Consider the following 19,027-nt stretch of genomic DNA (forward strand, 5'->3'; position numbering starts at 1 on the left):
CGCCCTGAAATCTTGGGTAAGCCGGGTGCCTGCGACGCCAGCGGCTCTCGGCTTACCGGTTTGCCAGTCCGATGGTAGTGGTCGTCGCGAGGGCGTCACGACGGCGCAAGGGATCCGAAGGCGGCGGGGTCTACCTGGGTCGCCTCCGCTCGAACCTGCTCGAAGGCCGAGATGGCCCACTCGCGGGCCTCTGGGGCGTCGGTGTCGATGATCGCCGTCAGTGCCCCGGTTTCGACGTCGTGGCAGCAGATGCCGGTCCGGTCGTCCACAATGCCGAGGCCACAGCGATCACCGTCGGGGAGGTGGTCGTGGACGAGGACAGTCGCGTTCTCGCAGGAGGCGATCTCCACGATCCGGTCCGGATTCCAGGCGAACGTCCCCTCCAGGGCCTCGGGCGTGAACACGTACTCGAGTGCCATTCCCTCGAGGACCGCACCGCAGGCCGTCTCGAGGTTGCTCGACTTGAAGACGATGTTGTCGAACCCGCGCAACGACGAGGTCGACGCGATGAGTTGACTGAGACGCTCGACGGGCTCATAGGGGTAACCCGGTCCGGGGTAGGAAATCACCGCGTCGGCGAAGAGGTCGACGGAGAAGTCCGGCATCTCGACCGGCAGCCACTGCCAGACGTCGCGGAGCTTCTCCTCGATCTCCATCGCGTCCCGGAGAGCCAGAAACCGGTCGGCGACGTACTCGCCGAGGGGGGTCAGTCCGTACGTGGAACCGTCTCTAACGAGCCACTTCCGCTCTTCGAAGTCGGCGAGCACCCGCCCGACGGTCGGCGAGGAGGCGCCAGTGGCCTCACACAGCTCTCGACGGTCGGTCGGTCCGTCACGCAACGTTTCGAGGACACCGATTCGGTGGGCCGATACGGCCAAGAACTGGATGTTGTCGATTCTCGCAGTCATAGACTATGTAGGCGGGCGAAGAGCTTAGCGTTTCTACCGTGGGGAGAAACAGGCGACTCTCCATTGGGGGGCCTCGGGAGAATCGAGTGGCGTGTCCTACACCTGCTTCCCGGCCCGCCCCAGTGATGGCGACACATCTCGGTCGCGGTGCTACCGTGGCAGTCGCCATTTGCTGCAATCGCGCTCTGTATGCAGCACCATCTCAGCATGCTATCGTTTTTCTGATAGCTCGAGGCTGCTGAATCCAGAGAATGGGTTCACCACGCCAGTTTCGTTCGGTTCTCGCTGATGGCAGTGAACCAGGCTCAGTATCCTCGCGAATCTATCGCGGTCACCACGTCAATCATCGATACGGAGCACGCTCGGTCGTTCTTGCCGAAGTGTTACTGTATACGCGATCGATCAGGCCGAGGAGACGGTACAAGGTGGCGGTCGAGGAAATCAACCTGGTCGCTGACCACTTCTTCGAACGCATCGCGGAACCCGTCGAAGTGTCCGATAGGGTAGCGACGCAAGTCGCTCTGCGGTGCACGGTCGGCGGCTCGCTCAATCGGCCCGACTGGCGCTATCGTGTCCTCGGTCCCAAGACAGAGTAACAGCGGGCAGCGGACGTTGGATGCCTCGCGTATCGGGCGAATCTCCACGATGGGTTGGCTCGGCTTGGCGAGGAACTCGTTGCGCCAGCGCGAGTCCTCGGCACACACGGCGTCGAATCCGGGCTCCGCCTCCGGCTGCGTCAGCATCGCCGGTGCCCCGGGCGGTCCCGTCACGGCCATCTGGATTGGCCGTCGGCCTACACTGGCGCGGACCGCAGCGGCCATGTACCGCGCGTTGTTGCGTAGGCCGTACTCCCGCGCCAGCGCTAGGCCATCGAGAATCGGGAACATCGAGACAGCCGCCGCCAGCCAGTCGTCGTGCGCCGCGACATGGACGACGTGCCCGCCGGCGAACGAGAATCCCCACACCGCGATCCGGTCGGCGCCGATTCCCTCGAGCGTTCGTGCGAAGTCTACCGCGGCGGCGAGATCGGTGCGCTGGCGCTGGTAGTCGACCAGTTGGCGGGGCTCACCGTCGCTGTCCCCGAGGTGACGGAAGTCGAACGTCAGTGTCGCGATTCCCGCGTCCACGAAGCGTTCGGCGAAGCGGGGCAACCCGTCGCGGCGGGTCAGACTGAAGCCGTTACCCATCACAACACAGGGGGTGACGTCCTCGATGCCGTCAGGACGATACAGCGTGGCAGCGCACTCCTCGTCGTCTGAGCGGAAGCGTAACTCCTCCGAGACGACTTGGCTTACATCCTGCTGTGTTGGATTTGCCATAGTTAGTCCTCCCTATTGCTGTAAATTCGTCGGTACAGCCACCGCACCTCCCGCTTGATACCGACGAATGTTGGAGCCCCATACACCATGAGGGGTGTTAACCTTTCCCACTATCCGACGAGATGTCTACGTTCCCGAAGCAGAGGGTCCGCTTGAATTGCGATGACCGTCGTGCGAGATACAGAGGATGGATGCAGCAAACCAACCCCATTTCGAATACCGTTTATTGTTCTGGCGGTGACTGCACGCAAAAGCCGTTCCCCTCGGGGTCGCGCATAACTGTCCAGGTCTCAGTGTACGGACCAGTGGTTTCGGTCTTGGTTTCTACAATAGACGCGCCGAGTTCAGCGAGTCGTTCGACCTCTCCCTCGCGGTCAGCAGCGTTGAGGTCGAGGTGGATCGGAATATGTTCAGGCGACGAGCGGGGTATTTTCTTGAAAAACAGTCGGGGACCATGCCCCTCCGGATCGATTGCTGCCGCAGCTGCGTTTGGATCGCCACCCTCAGCCTCTATTGCCTCGAGAAGCCCTGGCGGGGCCTCCTGCAGCTCGTAGTCGATTGCTGCGGTCCAAAACGTGGCGAGGCGACCAGGGTCCTCACACGCAAACGTAATGTTGCTGATAGACGCCATGAGCTCTAGACGGCGCGCTCCTCGCTAACTGTTCATGCCGGATGGTTTTGAGGTAAAATCTGTTAGAAACGCTGCAACATTCGCGCTTTGTATTCAACACCAGCTCAGCAGACTTTCGTTTTTCTGGCATCTCGAGGCTGCTGCATACAGAGGATGGATGCAGCACGGTAGCACTGTTTATTTCACACACTCATCCCAGAACCAATCGCCACATACGGCTGCGAACTGAACACCGCATTTGTACCAAAAGGAAGATCGGATGCCACTGAAATAACGTAGGACCGTTGTCCCAAATAACTCCTTAGGCTCCAACCACATTGTGGAGCGGCCGCTGTGCTATAGTGTCCCACGGCATAAAAATGCACGTTCGTAAAGGGATTTCAGCAAACGATCAGTCCGTCCCGACCAGTACCTCTGCAAACATATCAATGGGGAAAGTACTATAAATCTATATGCCAATATGTCGGGCTATGTACTCGATTCCGCTGTCGTACTCTGGTGCACCCGCTATGGATGAGTTGATGATCCTCCTCTTTATTTTTGGTGTATTCGGGGTTGTAATCGGCGGGTGGATCTACCGTGATGCCAGATCGAGAGGAAGTACGTGGGCGTGGCAGTGGGCTGTGGGTGTATTCTTCCTGTTCCTCACAGGGTTCGTACCGGGCTTAGTTGGGCTGGCTATCTACTTCGATAGGCGCAAAGAACAGGTACAGGAGATACCAGTGTAAACAGCCTGTTGTCACCTGTACTGAGCGACCACTGTCTTCGCAAGTTGAGCCAAGCCTCGTTCCACATTCGTATCCTGAGTTCAGCACACACTAAATGAACTACGCGGGTCTTGGCAAAAACGACATGACCGATTCAGAGGTTGCGGTCAGTAACCTCGTTTGTTTCGCCTTCGGGTGGGTGAATACGCTGACAGACAAAGTGCACGCCGGTCACCAACGCTCAGACTCGCTCGACAATCGCGAGTAAACCTGGGAACGAGGTTTCGCGTGTTTCGAACGCTACTTCCCGCGTTTCCAGGACGTTCCACTCTCTTGCAAAGGCGGTGGATACGTCATCAGGAGTGAGCGGGTTCGGTCCTCCATCCTCCGGAGCACCTGCACCAAATCCGACAAGGAACACACGACCCCCCACGGAGACGATATTGGCGAGTTCGCGAGCGTAGTTCTCGCGCTCTTCGCTCTCGAACGCGTGGAACAGACCACTGTCCAGCACGGTATCGAACGTTCCGATGTCGTGGGGAAAGTCCAGTGCATTTGCGACTCGGAACGTCGCATTGAGACCTCGTTCTTCGGCGTTCCTCTGTGCTTGCTCGATTCCCTTTTTAGAGAAATCTATGCCCACAGCTGTGTGTCCCTCGGTTGCTGCCCAGAGTGCATGTATTCCAGTTCCGCATCCAACATCAAGGACGCGACCGGATAATCCGTCACTCCCGACGGCGTTCACGAGAGCTGGCTGTGGCTTGCCAATATCCCAGGGAGGGGCGGTCTCGCTCTCGTATACGCCGTTCCACCACTCCGCTGGACCACCTGTTTCAGAATCCGATTGGTCCGACATGGACTGGTATTCAATTCAACCACAGACAATAATTCTGTTGAAATAAAACGGAGGTGACTGTGTTGCTGTGGGCGTGGACTCCCGTTTCTCAGTCGGACTCATACAGGACTCTCGTTGCTTTGCTAATCACGTCTCTGAGTTAGTCGAACCAACCACTACCCTTCTGCCGGTGTTCAGTACCCGATTCGGGCTATGAGTTCAGCATTGGTTGTTCGAACTACTCGGTTTCTGTCAAGAATGATGTGATCGGCTCAGAGAATGGATACAGCACGACAGTCTTCTTTATTCTTTGAGTCTTACCCTGGTTTAACGGTCGAAATCCACTCACTGAACGGTTTTCCTACCTGATTGTTTAGTGGCCTTTCCAGAGCGATCACGGGAGTATCATTGGTGGGTAAAATAATCACTTGACCTTAGACAGGTGTTTTGCCCATGGTTGATGATGATCGGGTATGAACCGACGTGAACTCCTTGCGTTGAGTTTTGCGGGGATAGCTGTAGGACTCACCGGTTGCCTCAATGCCACTGAGCGGGGTAATTTATCCAATCCGGATGAGAACGAGTCTGAAGATACTGAGAACGGCGACGCAACTGTCGGATTACGTTTTGTCGGCATCTACGCTGATGAAGCAGACCGGGAGTTTATTGACGGTGAGTATATCCTTCTCCAAAACGAATCTGAAAATTCCCTGGATGTGGCAGAATACACTATTGAGTATCCTTCTGATCATACGTATCAGATAGATGAACTCGTGGTTGAGCCGGGTGCACAGCTCGCTCTTTTAAGCCGAAGCGGCGAAAATGCGACTCTGCAGTCAAGTCCACCGGTCTATCTTCGGTATGCAGGATTTGATGAGGGAGTCGCCACATCAGTACTCGATGAGAACGGTACTGTACGCGTGAGAGATACTCAGGAATCTATTGTTATTAGCGCTGACTATGAGAATTTTGGCTGTGATGGTGGTACCGTTACCACTAGATCAGATGACGAGGTCGACTGTCTTCATTAAGAATAGCTGTGTAATTGACTGAAATACTCCTGAGAAGGCTCTCCGTCTAAATACCTGATTTGTCGTCCAGTCCTTCGCCTGTGAAAGACGTAGAATTAGTTGAGTATCAACTGCGAGGAGGAGCAGCGCATTGCTACACGTGGCTGTGGAACCGTAAAAATCCATAAGTGGTGGGTAGACCGGTCTGGTTCTAGACAGTCAGTTCTCGTGTTCACCCGCTATCGGCACATGCCTCTGCCTCGAGAGAACGTCGCGAGAAGTGGCTGATTCGACGGCACGAGACTCTGTAGAAGCCCGGTTTTTCACCTTAGCGCCCCACTTCACCAACTGTTCTACCAGCCGCCTGGAAGCGAGAGCACGATTCCCAGGACGACCAGCGGAATTGCAAAGATCAGCGCGTACCAGAACCCGCCGATGGCCAACAGCGCCCACGTCCCGAGCCCGTAGCCGTTCGGGTCCCAATCGACACCAACGCGCGGCAAGACGAGCGCCCCCAGGATCGGTAGGCCGATCACGTAGGCGACCGACACCAGCAACGTCATCCCGAGGATCGGCGGGCCCCAGATGCCGTTCTCGCCGGCGAGGGCGATCACTACTCCGACACCGACGACGTAGGGCACCGATCCCGCGAGCCCGTACAACGGGTAGGTCACCACAAGTGAATCGAACGGTGGCAGGTGCTCGAAGAGCGAGCGGAAACGACTCGAGGCGAGCAGGGGCGTCCAGGCGACCGTCGCGACGGCGCCGGGGATGAGCAATAGACCGATGGTGAACAGCCAGCCGAGGAGGCGCTCGAGGACCATAGCGGAAAAGGTGAGCAGTGAGGTAACTATCTTCTGGTAAATATTCTGGCCGTATCAGTATCGATCGCCTCGTAGGTCGTATTCCTGCCGTACAGGCCTAACCGATACACAAACATCCTATATCTTGCAAAGACTTGACCAATTATCGGATTATTTTCAGGAACGGTTACAAGAGACGGAAGTTGTATGCAGCATAGCGGAGAGAGTTTATTCCACTCTCTCGGGAGGGGCCAGCCGATACATACGAATGCGTATTGACCAAATGTTATATAGTATCAAACTCCAAGCTGTCACTATGAAAACTTTACTCTCTGTTATCGCTATACTGTTCGTCATCGGTGTAAGTTACTCGTTCGTTCGATTATTCTGGGATGGCGGGATGCCTAATTGGATTGGCTGAGACGCGATGTGAATAACAGTACTAATGTAACGCTTTGCTCTGTACTGAGCGTTTGTGCTCCCGTGTTGAATACTTCTCAGGCAATACGACATTCGCGCTGTGTATGCAGCACCAATTCAACAGACTATCGTGACACTGTCAGTTCGGGGCTGCTACATACAGAGGATGAATTCAGCGAACCAATCTCGTTTGTTTCGATCGATTCGTGCTGAATCAGGCGCACGGTAGCTCCGCATACCGAGCGGCTATTGCACATGAGAACTCAGCCGAAACGGACGGTCAACGTCACCAATGGAGCTTACTCTCCGTCATCAGTCTCGTCCTGCGATTCGGTTACCTTGTCGGATTCCGCCGCCGCCGATGATTGGACCTCATCCATGTCGACCGGCGTATCCAACGCGTCCTCGTTTATGGCATCGTCAAGTGTTCCTCTGTCTTTCACCGCATCGATGCCCTTTTCGTCGACCGTGCGCTTAATCTCCTGTGCGTCGATAGCTGACGTGACGTTATTGGAGTCCGTGGACGATTTGAGAGCGCGCCGCACGACGACGTATCCAGCGAGCGCGACCCCACCCGACGCGACTGCCCCAGGGATGCCATAGCGTTTGTACCCGAACTTCAACGCTTTCTTGCCGATCGTATAAGCACCAATCATGAATCCTGCTTGGAGCGTGAGACGGAAGAGGCTGTTCTCTACTTGAAATCAATGTCTGCGTCAACTACCTCTCCTCTGGGGAGCAATCCAGCCTGCACATCGGGTGGAGACTATCCGTGCCACATTTACGCTCTGTATTCAGCAAGATCTGGTCGAACTACCGAACCACTGTCAAGAGGGCCGTGCTGGATACAGAGCGCGAATGTGGCATTGTCCGAGGAACGATTAACACGGAAGACCAAACGCTCAGTACAGGGGGCACAAGGATCGTTCGTAATCGGAGAATCAAATCCGGATACAGAGAGAAGTGAAGAGAGGCACCACACCTTTTCTGGCTGACCGACGAAGTACCAATCAACGAATGGACGACCGATTCAGTCAATGGCTCCTCCTCTCAGGGAATCGATTCAGCGTCGCGACTGGGATACTCTTCACCATGGCTGTGGTGGTACTTATCCCTCTCTTCTCCCAATTCGCCATCCGCAATCTCACGCCGTTGATCTATATCGCGAGCGCGTTGATCGGGGGAAATATTACGCTCATCACCCTTGTGGTCGCGATCAACCAGGTGATTCTCTCCCAGGAACTGGAGTCACCGGGATCGCTCCGAGACGAGATTGACCAATCAGCCGACTATCGGCAGGCAGCACTCGACCAGCCAGCACCACCGACCGATCCAGTCGACTTTCTGCAACAGCTCCTTCAGCAAACTCAAGAACACGCCGGTTCGCTCGCGGAATTTCTCCCCGACTCGACCAGTGAACCGGATACCCACCTTATCGATGAACTACCGGAGGAATGTGCCCAGATTAGCGAGCAACTCGGGACAGGAACGGATAAGCTCTCTTCGGTGATCGTTCCCCTTCTCGGTATCGAATACGCGACCCACATTCATGAATGTCATCAGCTTGAATCGGCTTACGAGGGGGGTGAGCATGAAAAACTGCTCTCCACGCTCGATGCTTTGAGCGCGGATTTGAAGAATCTCGACATTGCTCGACAATACTTTACGACCGCGTTCATGAAGGAGGAACTCGCGAAGCTCTCTCGCTCGCTTCTGTATGTCGGTGTGCTGGCTATTTCTCTCCCAGTCGCGTTACTCATCCAGCTTGCTACCTTTCCCACGGCAGCTACCCCTATGCCAACGGTATTCGCTTTCATTCTCCTGACGGTTGTGGTTGGTCTCATCCCTCTTGCGCTCCTGATAGCGTTTATCCTCCGGGTAGCAACAGTGGCCCAGCATATTGCGTCAATCACCCCATTTATGACGTAGCAACAACCGCGACTGGGATTGATTTCGCCGCCGTACGGGAGGACGAGTTAGGTGTATCACGCTTACCAAGAGAGAAAACATCAGTTGGTTAATAGCGCAGATTTCGATCAGTAAGCAGCCGTATGTAGCGGTTGGTTCCAGTCTGAGTGCGTGATATAAATAGCACCATCGTGCCGCATCCATCCTCTGTATGCAGCACGACTGCTGAAATCTATCACCTAATGAGGGTTCCAAAAAGGCCAACAGGATAGCAAAACCGTCGCTGGTCTACGGTTGTCTCGTATATGCAAATCATCAAATTGTAAGGGTAAAGCGGTCATCAACCCAGGCGAACCGGTCACGGAGATCCAGAACCAACGAGAGGATCCCGGGAAACATGAATCCGGAGACGTATCCGATAAAGTGGGCGTATACGTTGACGTGAGGGCCAACGTTAACGAGGATCCTGTACGACATGAAGATGAATGTAAAGGTTGTGATGAGCACGAGGAACAGGTTCGTGCTGGACGATACAAGTGCCCCCCAATCACCACGGGTATCCCATAGCATCACCCCGAGCCCGAGAGTGCCGAGGATAACGAGGGCAATTACTGAGATAGAAACCCCAGACCACGAAAAGAGGATGACCGCCAGTTCGAGAGCAACGAGGGCGAGACTATAGTGGATTCGAATAGATGGGCTGACCTCCCTCTGAAAGAATGCGAACAGGAGGATGGGAAAGAGGCCGAGAAATGCCACGACGACACCTGAGAACCCCACCGTTGTCTCAACACCCGTTCCGTGTAGCGTCCACACGGAGTAGTAGGATACAACAAATGGGACAACGGTAATGTAGAAGAAAATTGTAATATACAGCTCGCGCTTCCAATCCGCGAAGATGGCGAGAGGGAGAAGGATAGCCATCAGGAATACGTATGCTTGGAGATTACCACTAAGATGCGAGACGCTACTGTGGATAAAATTCGTCAGATATGCATCCCAAAAAGACGGGGAACCAAGATGCAACGTCCACGATTCTTGAATATTTTGAGGAAGTGTGGCAATCATGAGGAAAACAATTGGAACGAAAACGAAGATAGTGGTTCGCTCTCCAAACGAGGTCTGGCTCTTAGTTCGGTACCAGATCTCTCCAATTAGTTCTTCCCACAAATCCTCCTTAAGCTGCCGTACCATAAGATGATATGTATGTGAAACATTAAAAAGACATTCCTCATATAGGTCGGCCGGGCCGCTTATTCAGGGTACTACTGCGGGTCTCATGTGCCGTGATTATTGCTCATTCAAGCGCATTGAGGCACCTCTCGCAGTTTGAGGAGTCGATGGCGCCAGATTCTGTTACCGCAAGTCGGGGTGAACCCACTCCAGTTCGTTGTGATTGGTCTCGAGCCACGCCCCTGGGCCATCAGGTGCGTCGTAGCTCACCTCAGTGGGCTCGAGAAACCCGGTGCGCGGCAGTTCGTAAACGACGATCGATTGTTGTGTGCGCCAGTTGACCAGCACTTCGCGTCCGCCACTCCGGAGGACGACGACCATTCGTGGTTCAAGATGCTCTCGAGGGTGTAGTTCACCATCGCCCGGACGTCACCGTCTCGGAGACTGAGCAGGCGCTCGCCGAGTTCGTAGCGCAACACACGGCGTTCTACCTCGATCCCAGCTCACGCAACCCACGTTCTGACCCCATACCAGAAGGGGTTGTGACCGCTCCAGATAAGTCTGCATTCGCCCGGAACGGCCGAATATGTGCGGTAAGCTATCCAGCCATCACCCGTTGACCAGACCCTCATCTCGGCGCGGGTAGCGAATTCAATGACATGGGCGGACCGCAGATTAGATTGAGTATCTGATCCACTCTCTCTATATAACGGATAAAATATATTTTTATTATTGAATACCTCTAAAACCTCTCAATCAGGGGTATATAATGCGTACGTGATTAGGTACACATTATGTGGGGTCGGTAATTCAGCGCGACCTTCAAGTACACCCCTCGGTTATAATGTTCGAGAATCAGGGTCAGCAGGAAATGGTTAGGTATACAACAATAGGGCTGCATGCGGGCTCAAATATCCGAACCCGACTCACCCACTACCGTGACGATCACGACCTCGGCAGTATGCATGAGGCCGTGGAGCTGTTACTCGAGGAATCTGGGTACTAACCATGGCTCTGATCACTCATGAGGTATCGGACGACCCGCGCATGAAATGGGGCGTGGTGGAAACACACCCCGCGCAGGGCCGAATCAACGCTATCCCGACCGCCTTCCGACGGACGAGACCGACACCGAGTTGGTGTCATCTATACTCTACAATTCGAGAGAGTATAGCCGTTTCGTCAGTTCGGCGGGTTCGGGATTGACATCCGACCAATGACAACCGATTCGAAAACCCCCAATCCGCACGAAACGACCGCATTCAGTTGCGAACTCTGCCCACGTCCCGCGACAACCACAATCAGCTCAGATGGGTGTGACCCTATGCTGGTGTGTGGGATCCATGCCTCATCTCTCGAGGCTATTTCAGAGCCAGGTGCCTCGAACAGTTGGGACCACCCAAGCCAACAGAGCAGGCCCCAGAATGGGTGGGAGCTATGAGTTCGACTTCAGACAACGCTGAGGCATCCCCGGACGAGCCACCCAGGTACGAAGTCCCCATCGAGGGAACAACGGATGGGGGCGACCGCGTCCCCGACCTCTCTCCGCGGGAAGCCCTTAAGCGATGGCTCAACAAACTCCGAGTGTCCAACCGCGAGTCCACCGTTTCGTCGTACCACTACCGATTGAAACATTTCATCGAGTGGTGTGAGGAGGTGGGCATCTCCGAGATTGGCCAGGTGAACGGGTGGGACATCGAGTCCTACGAAACCACCCGGCGGGAACAGGGGTTAGAGCCGATTTCCCTCAACAACGAGTTGGGGACCCTGAAAAAATTCTTCGAGTACTGCGTTCGGGTGGAACTCGTCGACGAGGGACTCCCAGACAAGGTTGATCCACCGATCGTTCCCGCCGGCGACCAGGTGAGCAAGGTGCGGCTCCACACCGACCGCGCCCACGCATTACTCACCCACTACGAGGCCACCGAGTACGGTTCACGCGCGCATACGTTGCTCGCGCTGGCGTGGTATACCGGCGCACGTTTGGGCGCACTTCGCGGCCTCAATCTCGAGGACTACGACCGAAAGCAACAGTGCCTCGAGTTCGCCCACCGCCCGCGCGAAGAGACCCCACTGAAAAATGGAGCCGATGGTGAACGCATCGTTGGTCTCCCGGAGCAAACGTGTGACGTTGTCGACGCGTACATTCAGAATCACCGCCTCGAAAAGTACGACGACTACGGTCGGCAGCCGTTGCTGACGAGTGAGCAGGGTCGCCCCTCGACGAATGCCGTTCGGGCCTGGATGTACCTGGCCACTGTCCCGTGTCTCCACTCGCCGTGCCCGCACGGAAACAACCCGGACACGTGTGATTTTCTGGATTACTCGGAGGCGAGCAAGTGTCCCTCGTCGCGGAGTCCTCACCAGGTTCGCACTGGCTCGATCACGTGGCAACTCAATCGGAAAATCCCCCCCCCAGAACGCGTCGCCGAACGGGTGAACACCTCGATCGAGGTCCTCCTCCGACATTACGATCAACCGACCAGGATGGAGGAGATGCGCGAGCGTCGCCGGCCATACCTGGGTCGCCTCTCATTCGACGACGAGGGAGGTGATGACCGATGAGGTTGAAACCCGGGCGGTCCCATTTCTGTCGTCGCGAGCAATCTCGCGAGCGACGCCAACGTGAAAAGCCGGATTTGAACAAGGGAGGAGCTCCGCTCCGACCGTGGTTCACAATCCGGGCGGTCCAATCCTCTGAATTCAGATCGAGTCATCACACTCTTACTTTCACCTCCACCAGCGTCGGCCCTCAACCGACCGGGGCGGTATTGGTGGCCCTTCCCGTCAAACTCGTGGCGCCCAGCGAGCCCAGCGGATGCTTCGCCAGGCTAACCCGGAGATGACCTCGAAGTTGTACTCTCTACCACTAGCACTTATAGCGCGAGATGTCGTGTTATATATTACCATGGGCGACGGACTTGAGTCAGCGTTCGCAGATGCAATACTCAGCGTGTGTCGGACGGCAGTCGGGGATGAATTACGAAGTATCACGTATTTCACCGAGGATCAGGTTGAACAAATATACCTCCGGTCTGATCTCGGTCGGACGGCTGATCTCATTGGGTTCGCCGAGTTGGAACGGAACGGCTTTCGAGCGGACGAGCTATACCGAGATACGCAGTTGGGAGAGTACCAGGCCACTGTTCGAATGTTCGAATACGGGTATCTGACACGCGTTATTCACGACCGCTATGGTGCCTGGGTGACGACTGACTCAATGTCGATGGATCGGTTCGAAGAACTCACCACTGCTCTCAAATCGGTCCTGGTAACGCATACGGGTGACACTACTGAGGAGTGAGTGACCCTCCTTATTTCGTCTCGTCGCGAACAAACCCGCGAACGACGCGGCGTAATGAGTCCGAATTTGAAGGAAGGAGAACGTCCGACCCGGCCGTAATTCCCGATGGGTGGTCCTGTCCTCAACCCGCTAGTGCGAGTTCTCCCTTCACCGGACTACAACGCAATCGATCGTGGACCGATGCGACGATCATCACCAGGTGGCGCCCCCTGTGCAACTCCTGTGTCGAGGACGAGTCGCGTCACTCCGTTAGCTCCGCCTCGAGCGAGAGCCACCAGAGGTGCCACCGCCCCTCCACGTACAGGTGCTCGAGCGTTCCGTCCTCGACCATGGCCGATAGCTGTTCGTGCATCTCCTCGACCGGAACCGAATACTGGCCGGCCAGGTACTGCGTGTTGACGACGGGCACAGGTGCGGCCCGGATCGAATCGACGATTGCCTGTGAGGTGACCGGACTGTCGTCGCTGTCGACGGAATCTGAGCCTCCGTCCGCCCGCAGTTGAGGTTCGGTGTCAATTGGCATAAACGAACTACTCCCCCGAGCGTGTTGAATCCGCTACCTAGCTGTCACCGTCGTATCGTCCACCGCCCGCGTCGTCACCTTCCACGGACGAGTCACCTGGCGTGAACGTCATCGCGAGGGCGAGTAGGCATTATCAGTGCGACGGTGGTACGACGGGTGCCATGACAGCAGTCAAAGTCATCCGCGTGATGGGTACGTCAGAGGAGTCCTGGGAAGAAGCCGCTCGAGAAGCGTTCCGTGAGGCGAGTCAGACGGTCGACGACATCTCCGGAATCAACGTCGAAAACTGGACGGCAAACGTCGAGGACGGCGAAATCGTGGAGTACAAGGCGACGACGGAGATCGCGTTCCCGGTCGAGCACTCGTAGTCGGACTCGAGGGGTGCGTCGTCCGCCGACGCCTCGAGGCGAGATGGCCCGTTGGTGTCTAGTCGGCTCGAACGCCGATGGGAGCCGAGCGACCGGCCATCGCGACGCGACACGTTTTTCTCACCGCCACCGCCTCTTCGATACTATGTTCCGTTCTGGCGCGTTCGTCGCCGAGCACGTCTCGCCGGCGATCGACGAACAGGTACAGCCCAACGGCGTCGACCTCACCGTCGACGTCGTCTTCGACCAGCTCGAGCCGGGCCGGATCACCCGTGACGACAAGGAGATCGGTGATCGGGTCGCCCGCCCGCTCGAGGAACTCGAGCGCAAGGACCCCGACAAGTACTACCTGCCGGTCGGTTCCTACATCGTCCGATATGGTGAGCGAATTCGGATCCCGGAGGGACACGTCGGGTTCGTCTACCCGCGTTCGTCGCTCATGCGAAACTCGTGTATGCTCAACACGGCCGTCTGGGACGCGGGCTACGAGGGTCGCGGCGAGGGGCTGTTGCAGGTTCACCACGACGTCGAACTCGAGCGCGGGGCGCGGATCGCCCAGCTCGTCTTCGCACAGGCCGACCACGACGAGACCTACGACGGGAGCTACCAGGGCGAGAATCTCTGATTGAGAGCGTCTTCGGCACCAATCACCGTTTCCTGGTCGTCATTCCGAGCGCGTTTCTCGACATCGCCACCGGCCGACTCATCGCTCGAACCACTTCGTCGGCGGCCGAGCGAACGCGCCCCTGTGCCCGGTGGAGCGGCACCACGGCTCGTTTTCCGGCCTCGGCGGCGACGTCCCAGCTCACTCGCTCGACGAACTCGCCGCGCGAGCGCGCCCACCGGCTCGGGTGTGCGAGGACGTACAGCCGTGGACAGGCACCCGACTCGAGCAGCTCGATGAGATCCTCGGTAGTGTCGATGCGGCCCATAGTCGGGTCGACGACACCCCAGTGGCGACCGGTATCCGAGACGTACGTCGGCTTCCGCGAATCCGTGTCGTCCGTTTCGATCGAGCCGTAGGCGGTCCCGACGAGTCCGTACTGCTCGGGCGGGCGCGCCTCGTCCCACATGTCGGTGTTGAGGTGGGGCGAGAGCGGACTGCCGTGAGAACACGCCGTCGTCACGTCGACGTGGGCGCGAAATTGCTCGAGGTTCCGCTCGAACGCCTCGTAGGCGAGCTTCCGATTTCCCCTCGCCCGTGCGAGGTCCTCGTAGTGGTAGCCGACCTCGTGGCCGAGGTCGACGAGGGTACGCGCGAACTCGGGACTGAACGTCGACGTGCGGAGGTAGTAGGTCGCCTCGATGCCGTACTCGGACTCGAGGTGAGCCATCGACCGGGCGATGCTTGGCCGTCGGTCGACGTCGTGGCGAACGATTGCGCACCGTTCGGGGACCGTCCCCGTCTCGAGGACCGACGCTACGGAGTACGTCTCGTACCCCCGTTCGTTCAGGGTCTGGAGCAGCCGTTCGTACGCATCGAACGTAAAGTCCCGAACGACGAACTGTCCGTCTCCAATGAGGCTCATGTTCTGGCGATACTTTCTTCCCCGTGATAATTATCGACACACTACTCTCACGTCAGGTGAGCGTATGGTCTCCGTTCCGGGCGAACGAGCGGGGCAACGGTGGCCGCCCTTTTTACGCACCGACTCCTTCCGTCCGAGCATGATGGCCACGACCCACGTTTTCGTTGGACTCGCCCTCGTGGCCCCTGCGGCCGTCGCGGTCCCTGAACTCGCGACGCCACTCGCTCTCGGCGCAGTCGTCGGCGGCCTTCTCCCGGACGTCGACCTCGTGTTGACCCACCGGAAGACGTTTCACTTCCCCGTCTTCGGATTCCTCGCCGCCGGTTTGGCCGTCGGACTCGCGGCGGTCGCGCCTTCCGCGATAACGGCGGGTATCGCTGCCAGTATCGTCAGCGCCTGGGTCCACGCCGCCAGCGACGCCCTGGGTGGGGGCCCGGAGATGGACCCTTGGCAGAATCCGAGCGACCGCGCCGTCTATGACCACGCTCGAGGGACGTGGATTCGGCCGCGACGGCTGATCCGGTACGACGGTGCACCGGAGGACGCCCTCCTCGCGACGGTGCTGGCCGTTCCCGCGCTCGTCGCCTTCTCGGGCCCGGTTCGATGGCTAATCGTCGCCAGTGTGGTCGTCTCCCTCGCGTACACGCTCTGCAGACGCCGACTGGTCGACTGGGTCCCGGATTGGATCGAGTGACTGTCCGCGGCGCCGACGAGTCGCAACGCTGATACGCTCGGTCGCCGACCGAGCGAATATGCTCGTGGACATCACCTCCCGGATCGCCCACCTGCTGTTCGCCGCAATCTGGGCCGGGAGCGTCTTCTACGTCGCGTTCGTGGTGTTGCCGCTGGCTCGAGACGGCGCGTTCAACACGACGAAGCCTCTCGAGGGAATCACGACCCGACTCACGACGATCTCGCGCGTGAGCACGGTCGCACTCTTGCTCACTGGCGGGCACCTCGCTGGGACCGGTTACTCGTTCGACGGTGTCGGTAAACCGAGCCTGTTCTCCTCGCCGAACGGGCGACTCGTCGTGCTCATGGTCGTCTGCTGGCTGCTCCTCACTGCGCTGGTCGAGGTGGGTACGAAGCGCCTCGAATCGGGACTCAACGGCAAGAAGCTCCGCGAGCCGGCCCAGCGCGCGCTTCCGCTGTTCCGGGCTGGAGCGGTCGTCGGTCTGCTCTTGCTCGTCATCGGTGGCGTCATCACCTCGGGCGCTGTCTACGTCCTGTAGCACCGTCTACCGCCGTCTATCCCTGATACGGCTTCTTCTAAATATGTCAACCGCGTGAGTTCTTGCCGAAAGATACTTAGTCAGTTACTGTTAGGTAGCTTCATAATGATTAGAGGAAAGGACGTGGCCGTGTCGCTTCTCTTCGTTGGCTCCGCGGCCGCCGCTGGCTATCTCCTTCGATCCGCCGGGAGACGCGACCCCGAAGCCCGGTCGAAGGCCGACGTCGGAGCGCGAATCGTCGACAACGTTCCCCGAAACGCGACCGTCGTCGATAGCTCGAGCCGCCAACTCCGTCGCCTGCCCGGCGTCTCGCGAGCGATTCGTCGCGCGGTCCGTAACGACGCCCGCGAGGAGTGGGAACACGTCACGCTCGAGCGCGACGGCTCCTGGGAAATCGTCGACGCGATTCGCCGTTCGTTCCCGTACTACGATGGGCGCGATGGCGAGTACAACGGCGTCTACGTCAGACACGGCGACCACGTGATCGTCCTCGACGCGATCGGCTGGGCGCGTATCGAAGGGCAAGAACCGGTACAGTAGCGTGAGCCAGTACTAGTTTTCGAAGCGCGCCTGCACGAACGGCTGGACGTCGTCGATGTCGGAGAGTCGAGAGTCCGAAATGAGGACCGCCTCGGTCTCCTCGAGCGGGACCGAGAGGCTAATTTCTTTGGTGCGGCCGTACCGCCCCTTCGAGACGACGACAGCGTTGACGATGCCGAGCATGTCGAGTTCGCTGATGAGGTCGGTGACCCGCCGCTGGGTCAGGATGTCGGCGTCGATCTCGTCGCACAGGCGCTTGTAAATGTTGAACACCTCGCCGGTGTTGATGCTGTGGACGCCGTTTTTCTCGAGGGAGATGATCGCGAAGAGGACGAGTTTGCTCTGGGTCGGGAGGGTGCGGACGACCTCGACGACGCGGTCGAGTTCGATCTTGTCCTGGGCCTGGCGGACGTGTTCCTCGACGATGGTTTCGGCCTGGGAGCGCTCGGCGAGTTCGCCCGCGGTCCGAAGCAAGTCGAGCGCGCGTCGGGCGTCGCCGTGTTCCTGGGCGGCGAAGGCCGCACACAGCGGGATGACGTCCGTCGACAGGGCGTCTCCCTTGAACGCGACCTCCGAGCGGTGCTGGAGGATGTCTCGAAGCTGGTTGGCGTCGTAGGGCGGGAAGACGATTTCCTCTTCCCCGAGACTGGACTTGACGCGGGGGTCGAGGAAGTCCGTGAACTTCAGGTCGTTCGAGATGCCGATGATCGACACTCGCGAGTTGACGAGTTCGGAGTTCATCCGGGAGAGGTTGTAGAGCGTGTCGTCGCCCGACTTCTCGACCAGTTTGTCGATCTCGTCGAGCATGATGACGACGACGCGTTCGGAGTAGTCGACGGCGTCGAAGAAGACACTGTAGACGCGGTCGGTCGGCCAGCCGGTCATCGGAACCTCCTCGAACTCCTCGCGGTCGGCCTCGAGCGAGTCGATCTCCTCGTTCACGTCTTCGATGGAGTCGAACGGTTCGTCCTCGAGGGCTGGTGACGCTTCGTCTCCCGTCTCGCTCGAGTTCTCGTTCGTCCAGTCGACGTCGTCTTCGTCCGTCACGTCGACGCCGTCATCGTTCGTCTCCTCGAGAGCCTCTCGAATCGACTCCAGTTCCTCGATTCGCTCGTCGATTCGCGCCTCGTTCTCCTCGATGAACTTGTTGGCGAGCTGGGCGAGCACGCGGTACTGCGTGTCGGTGACTTCGCAGTTGATGTACTCGACGTCACACGGGACGCTGTACTTCTGGGAGGTGCTCTCGAGTTCCTTGCTGACGAACTTCGCGCTCGCGGTCTTGCCGGTCCCGGTCTTGCCGTAGATCAGAATGTTCGACGGGGTCTCTCCCCGAAGGGCCGCGACGAGAATCGTCGCCATTTTGTTGATCTGGTCGCTTCGATGGGGCAGTTCGTGGGGCGTGTACGACGGTCGCAGCACTTCCTTGTTCTCGAAAATCGGTTCGCCGCTGAGCAGGTCGTCGAACAGCCCCTGATTCGACTCCTCGCCCTCGGTGGCGCTCTCGAGGTCTGCCATGAAGCCAGCCGGCAACTCTCGATCGCCCGAACGGCCCGAATTCGTGGTATCTGATTTCTCGTCTGACATTCGTCGTACGCATACCCCCTCATTTCGTGTGGAGCGCTCGACCCAAAACGGCCTGTAGATGGCATAAATCCCCGATCAAGTGGCGATTTGAGTACAGCGCGTATTCTCCGGCGTCCAGTTGATGCAAACGAACCAAAGGAACACATACCTAATAAACGCTTCCCTTCAATCCAGGTGACGTTCCTCGGCGTGGCACTTTCTGTCTCGACGACCGACACGTGACTAAAATCTCT

The 19,027-nt window shown here is 57.9% G+C and carries 21 protein-coding genes; 10 read left to right on the forward strand and 11 right to left on the reverse strand.

The features are described 5' to 3' along the window. Positions 1-95: 95 nt before the first annotated feature. The 3 genes from AC6I65_RS01450 to AC6I65_RS01460 all read right to left on the reverse strand — a co-directional run bounded on the left by AC6I65_RS01450 (position 96) and on the right by AC6I65_RS01460 (position 2,858). On the reverse strand, positions 96-908 hold the full coding sequence (locus AC6I65_RS01450; RefSeq protein WP_497902333.1) for a helix-turn-helix transcriptional regulator: 813 nt from the start codon (positions 906-908) through the stop codon (positions 96-98). Between the two features lie 383 nt (positions 909-1,291). Continuing rightward, positions 1,292-2,227, reverse strand: coding sequence for an alpha/beta hydrolase (locus AC6I65_RS01455; RefSeq protein ID WP_497902334.1), 936 nt, complete (start codon positions 2,225-2,227; stop codon positions 1,292-1,294). A 223-nt stretch (positions 2,228-2,450) separates the two neighbouring features. Beyond that, entirely contained in the window at positions 2,451-2,858 is a 408-nt protein-coding gene (locus AC6I65_RS01460) for a VOC family protein (protein ID WP_497902335.1), read from the reverse strand. Positions 2,859-3,367: 509 nt separating this feature from the next. On the opposite strand from AC6I65_RS01460, the gene AC6I65_RS01465 reads away from it, so the two are divergent. After that, on the forward strand, positions 3,368-3,586 hold the full coding sequence (locus tag AC6I65_RS01465; protein ID WP_497902336.1) for a hypothetical protein: 219 nt from the start codon (positions 3,368-3,370) through the stop codon (positions 3,584-3,586). A 220-nt stretch (positions 3,587-3,806) separates the two neighbouring features. Here the strand turns inward: AC6I65_RS01465 and AC6I65_RS01470 are convergent, their stop codons facing one another. Then, the gene (locus AC6I65_RS01470; RefSeq protein WP_497902337.1) at positions 3,807-4,421 is read right to left on the reverse strand and encodes a class I SAM-dependent methyltransferase; all 615 of its coding nucleotides are present in this window, start codon (positions 4,419-4,421) and stop codon (positions 3,807-3,809) included. 452 nt (positions 4,422-4,873) lie between these two features. Between AC6I65_RS01470 and AC6I65_RS01475 the strand changes: the two genes are divergently transcribed. Further along, complete coding sequence (locus AC6I65_RS01475) at positions 4,874-5,431, forward strand: lamin tail domain-containing protein (protein ID WP_497902338.1); 558 nt, start codon at positions 4,874-4,876, stop codon at positions 5,429-5,431. 332 nt (positions 5,432-5,763) lie between these two features. Here the strand turns inward: AC6I65_RS01475 and AC6I65_RS01480 are convergent, their stop codons facing one another. Together AC6I65_RS01480 and AC6I65_RS01485 are read right to left on the reverse strand one after the other, a co-directional pair. Further along, positions 5,764-6,234 carry a DUF8162 family protein gene (locus AC6I65_RS01480; RefSeq protein WP_497902339.1) on the reverse strand — a complete coding sequence of 157 codons (471 nt, stop codon included), beginning with the start codon at positions 6,232-6,234 and terminating at the stop codon, positions 5,764-5,766. Positions 6,235-6,932: 698 nt separating this feature from the next. After that, positions 6,933-7,289, reverse strand: a complete 357-nt coding sequence (locus AC6I65_RS01485; RefSeq protein WP_497902340.1) for a hypothetical protein — start codon at positions 7,287-7,289, stop codon at positions 6,933-6,935. Between the two features lie 361 nt (positions 7,290-7,650). On the opposite strand from AC6I65_RS01485, the gene AC6I65_RS01490 reads away from it, so the two are divergent. Continuing rightward, positions 7,651-8,562, forward strand: coding sequence for a DUF7972 family membrane protein (locus AC6I65_RS01490; RefSeq protein WP_497902341.1), 912 nt, complete (start codon positions 7,651-7,653; stop codon positions 8,560-8,562). Positions 8,563-8,856: 294 nt separating this feature from the next. Here AC6I65_RS01490 and AC6I65_RS01495 read toward each other — a convergent pair whose 3' ends face one another. Together AC6I65_RS01495 and AC6I65_RS01500 are read right to left on the reverse strand one after the other, a co-directional pair. Continuing rightward, positions 8,857-9,735: a hypothetical protein gene (locus AC6I65_RS01495; RefSeq protein ID WP_497902342.1), complete on the reverse strand. Its 879-nt coding sequence runs from the start codon at positions 9,733-9,735 to the stop codon at positions 8,857-8,859. A gap of 162 nt (positions 9,736-9,897) precedes the next feature. Beyond that, a complete protein-coding gene (locus tag AC6I65_RS01500; protein ID WP_497902343.1) occupies positions 9,898-10,095 on the reverse strand; it encodes a hypothetical protein in 198 nt (65 codons plus the stop codon). Between the two features lie 1,056 nt (positions 10,096-11,151). Here AC6I65_RS01500 and AC6I65_RS01505 point away from each other — a divergent pair. Together AC6I65_RS01505 and AC6I65_RS01510 are read left to right on the forward strand one after the other, a co-directional pair. Continuing rightward, complete coding sequence (locus AC6I65_RS01505; protein WP_497902344.1) at positions 11,152-12,279, forward strand: tyrosine-type recombinase/integrase; 1,128 nt, start codon at positions 11,152-11,154, stop codon at positions 12,277-12,279. A 343-nt stretch (positions 12,280-12,622) separates the two neighbouring features. Further along, positions 12,623-13,018, forward strand: a complete 396-nt coding sequence (locus AC6I65_RS01510) for a DUF7522 family protein (protein ID WP_497902345.1) — start codon at positions 12,623-12,625, stop codon at positions 13,016-13,018. Positions 13,019-13,259: 241 nt separating this feature from the next. On the opposite strand, the gene AC6I65_RS01515 is transcribed toward AC6I65_RS01510, so the two are convergent. Next, on the reverse strand, positions 13,260-13,541 hold the full coding sequence (locus tag AC6I65_RS01515) for a hypothetical protein (RefSeq protein ID WP_497902346.1): 282 nt from the start codon (positions 13,539-13,541) through the stop codon (positions 13,260-13,262). 161 nt (positions 13,542-13,702) lie between these two features. Between AC6I65_RS01515 and AC6I65_RS01520 the strand changes: the two genes are divergently transcribed. Together AC6I65_RS01520 and AC6I65_RS01525 are read left to right on the forward strand one after the other, a co-directional pair. Continuing rightward, complete coding sequence (locus tag AC6I65_RS01520; protein WP_254159118.1) at positions 13,703-13,909, forward strand: dodecin family protein; 207 nt, start codon at positions 13,703-13,705, stop codon at positions 13,907-13,909. A 43-nt stretch (positions 13,910-13,952) separates the two neighbouring features. Continuing rightward, positions 13,953-14,534, forward strand: a complete 582-nt coding sequence (locus AC6I65_RS01525) for a deoxyuridine 5'-triphosphate nucleotidohydrolase (protein ID WP_497902347.1) — start codon at positions 13,953-13,955, stop codon at positions 14,532-14,534. Positions 14,535-14,556: 22 nt separating this feature from the next. Here AC6I65_RS01525 and AC6I65_RS01530 read toward each other — a convergent pair whose 3' ends face one another. Next, positions 14,557-15,438 (reverse strand): hypothetical protein, encoded by an 882-nt coding sequence (locus tag AC6I65_RS01530; RefSeq protein WP_497902348.1) that lies wholly within the window; start codon positions 15,436-15,438, stop codon positions 14,557-14,559. 142 nt (positions 15,439-15,580) lie between these two features. On the opposite strand from AC6I65_RS01530, the gene AC6I65_RS01535 reads away from it, so the two are divergent. The 3 genes from AC6I65_RS01535 to AC6I65_RS01545 all read left to right on the forward strand — a co-directional run bounded on the left by AC6I65_RS01535 (position 15,581) and on the right by AC6I65_RS01545 (position 17,210). Beyond that, the gene (locus AC6I65_RS01535; RefSeq protein ID WP_497903138.1) at positions 15,581-16,132 is read left to right on the forward strand and encodes a metal-dependent hydrolase; all 552 of its coding nucleotides are present in this window, start codon (positions 15,581-15,583) and stop codon (positions 16,130-16,132) included. A 58-nt stretch (positions 16,133-16,190) separates the two neighbouring features. Then, on the forward strand, positions 16,191-16,670 hold the full coding sequence (locus tag AC6I65_RS01540) for a copper resistance protein CopD (RefSeq protein ID WP_497902349.1): 480 nt from the start codon (positions 16,191-16,193) through the stop codon (positions 16,668-16,670). Positions 16,671-16,775: 105 nt separating this feature from the next. Continuing rightward, a complete protein-coding gene (locus tag AC6I65_RS01545; RefSeq protein WP_497902350.1) occupies positions 16,776-17,210 on the forward strand; it encodes a hypothetical protein in 435 nt (144 codons plus the stop codon). A gap of 12 nt (positions 17,211-17,222) precedes the next feature. Here the strand turns inward: AC6I65_RS01545 and AC6I65_RS01550 are convergent, their stop codons facing one another. Then, entirely contained in the window at positions 17,223-18,794 is a 1,572-nt protein-coding gene (locus AC6I65_RS01550) for a Cdc6/Cdc18 family protein (protein ID WP_497902351.1), read from the reverse strand. Positions 18,795-19,027: the final 233 nt, after the last annotated feature.

The organism is Natronosalvus sp. KLKA75 (assembly GCF_059736265.1).

Excerpts from the sequence above, each read along its gene's own strand:
- AC6I65_RS01450 (WP_497902333.1), bottom strand. The coding sequence starts at position 908 with ATGACTGCGAGAATCGACAACATCCAGTTCTTGGCCGTATCGGCCCAC.
- AC6I65_RS01455 (WP_497902334.1), bottom strand. The coding sequence starts at position 2,227 with ATGGCAAATCCAACACAGCAGGATGTAAGCCAAGTCGTCTCGGAGGAG.
- AC6I65_RS01460 (WP_497902335.1), bottom strand. The coding sequence starts at position 2,858 with ATGGCGTCTATCAGCAACATTACGTTTGCGTGTGAGGACCCTGGTCGC.
- AC6I65_RS01465 (WP_497902336.1), top strand. The coding sequence starts at position 3,368 with ATGGATGAGTTGATGATCCTCCTCTTTATTTTTGGTGTATTCGGGGTT.
- AC6I65_RS01470 (WP_497902337.1), bottom strand. The coding sequence starts at position 4,421 with ATGTCGGACCAATCGGATTCTGAAACAGGTGGTCCAGCGGAGTGGTGG.
- AC6I65_RS01475 (WP_497902338.1), top strand. The coding sequence starts at position 4,874 with ATGAACCGACGTGAACTCCTTGCGTTGAGTTTTGCGGGGATAGCTGTA.
- AC6I65_RS01480 (WP_497902339.1), bottom strand. The coding sequence starts at position 6,234 with ATGGTCCTCGAGCGCCTCCTCGGCTGGCTGTTCACCATCGGTCTATTG.
- AC6I65_RS01485 (WP_497902340.1), bottom strand. The coding sequence starts at position 7,289 with ATGATTGGTGCTTATACGATCGGCAAGAAAGCGTTGAAGTTCGGGTAC.
- AC6I65_RS01490 (WP_497902341.1), top strand. The coding sequence starts at position 7,651 with ATGGACGACCGATTCAGTCAATGGCTCCTCCTCTCAGGGAATCGATTC.
- AC6I65_RS01495 (WP_497902342.1), bottom strand. The coding sequence starts at position 9,735 with ATGGTACGGCAGCTTAAGGAGGATTTGTGGGAAGAACTAATTGGAGAG.
- AC6I65_RS01500 (WP_497902343.1), bottom strand. The coding sequence starts at position 10,095 with ATGGTCGTCGTCCTCCGGAGTGGCGGACGCGAAGTGCTGGTCAACTGG.
- AC6I65_RS01505 (WP_497902344.1), top strand. The coding sequence starts at position 11,152 with ATGAGTTCGACTTCAGACAACGCTGAGGCATCCCCGGACGAGCCACCC.
- AC6I65_RS01510 (WP_497902345.1), top strand. The coding sequence starts at position 12,623 with ATGGGCGACGGACTTGAGTCAGCGTTCGCAGATGCAATACTCAGCGTG.
- AC6I65_RS01515 (WP_497902346.1), bottom strand. The coding sequence starts at position 13,541 with ATGCCAATTGACACCGAACCTCAACTGCGGGCGGACGGAGGCTCAGAT.
- AC6I65_RS01520 (WP_254159118.1), top strand. The coding sequence starts at position 13,703 with ATGACAGCAGTCAAAGTCATCCGCGTGATGGGTACGTCAGAGGAGTCC.
- AC6I65_RS01525 (WP_497902347.1), top strand. The coding sequence starts at position 13,953 with ATGGCCCGTTGGTGTCTAGTCGGCTCGAACGCCGATGGGAGCCGAGCG.
- AC6I65_RS01530 (WP_497902348.1), bottom strand. The coding sequence starts at position 15,438 with ATGAGCCTCATTGGAGACGGACAGTTCGTCGTTCGGGACTTTACGTTC.
- AC6I65_RS01535 (WP_497903138.1), top strand. The coding sequence starts at position 15,581 with ATGGCCACGACCCACGTTTTCGTTGGACTCGCCCTCGTGGCCCCTGCG.
- AC6I65_RS01540 (WP_497902349.1), top strand. The coding sequence starts at position 16,191 with ATGCTCGTGGACATCACCTCCCGGATCGCCCACCTGCTGTTCGCCGCA.
- AC6I65_RS01545 (WP_497902350.1), top strand. The coding sequence starts at position 16,776 with ATGATTAGAGGAAAGGACGTGGCCGTGTCGCTTCTCTTCGTTGGCTCC.
- AC6I65_RS01550 (WP_497902351.1), bottom strand. The coding sequence starts at position 18,794 with ATGTCAGACGAGAAATCAGATACCACGAATTCGGGCCGTTCGGGCGAT.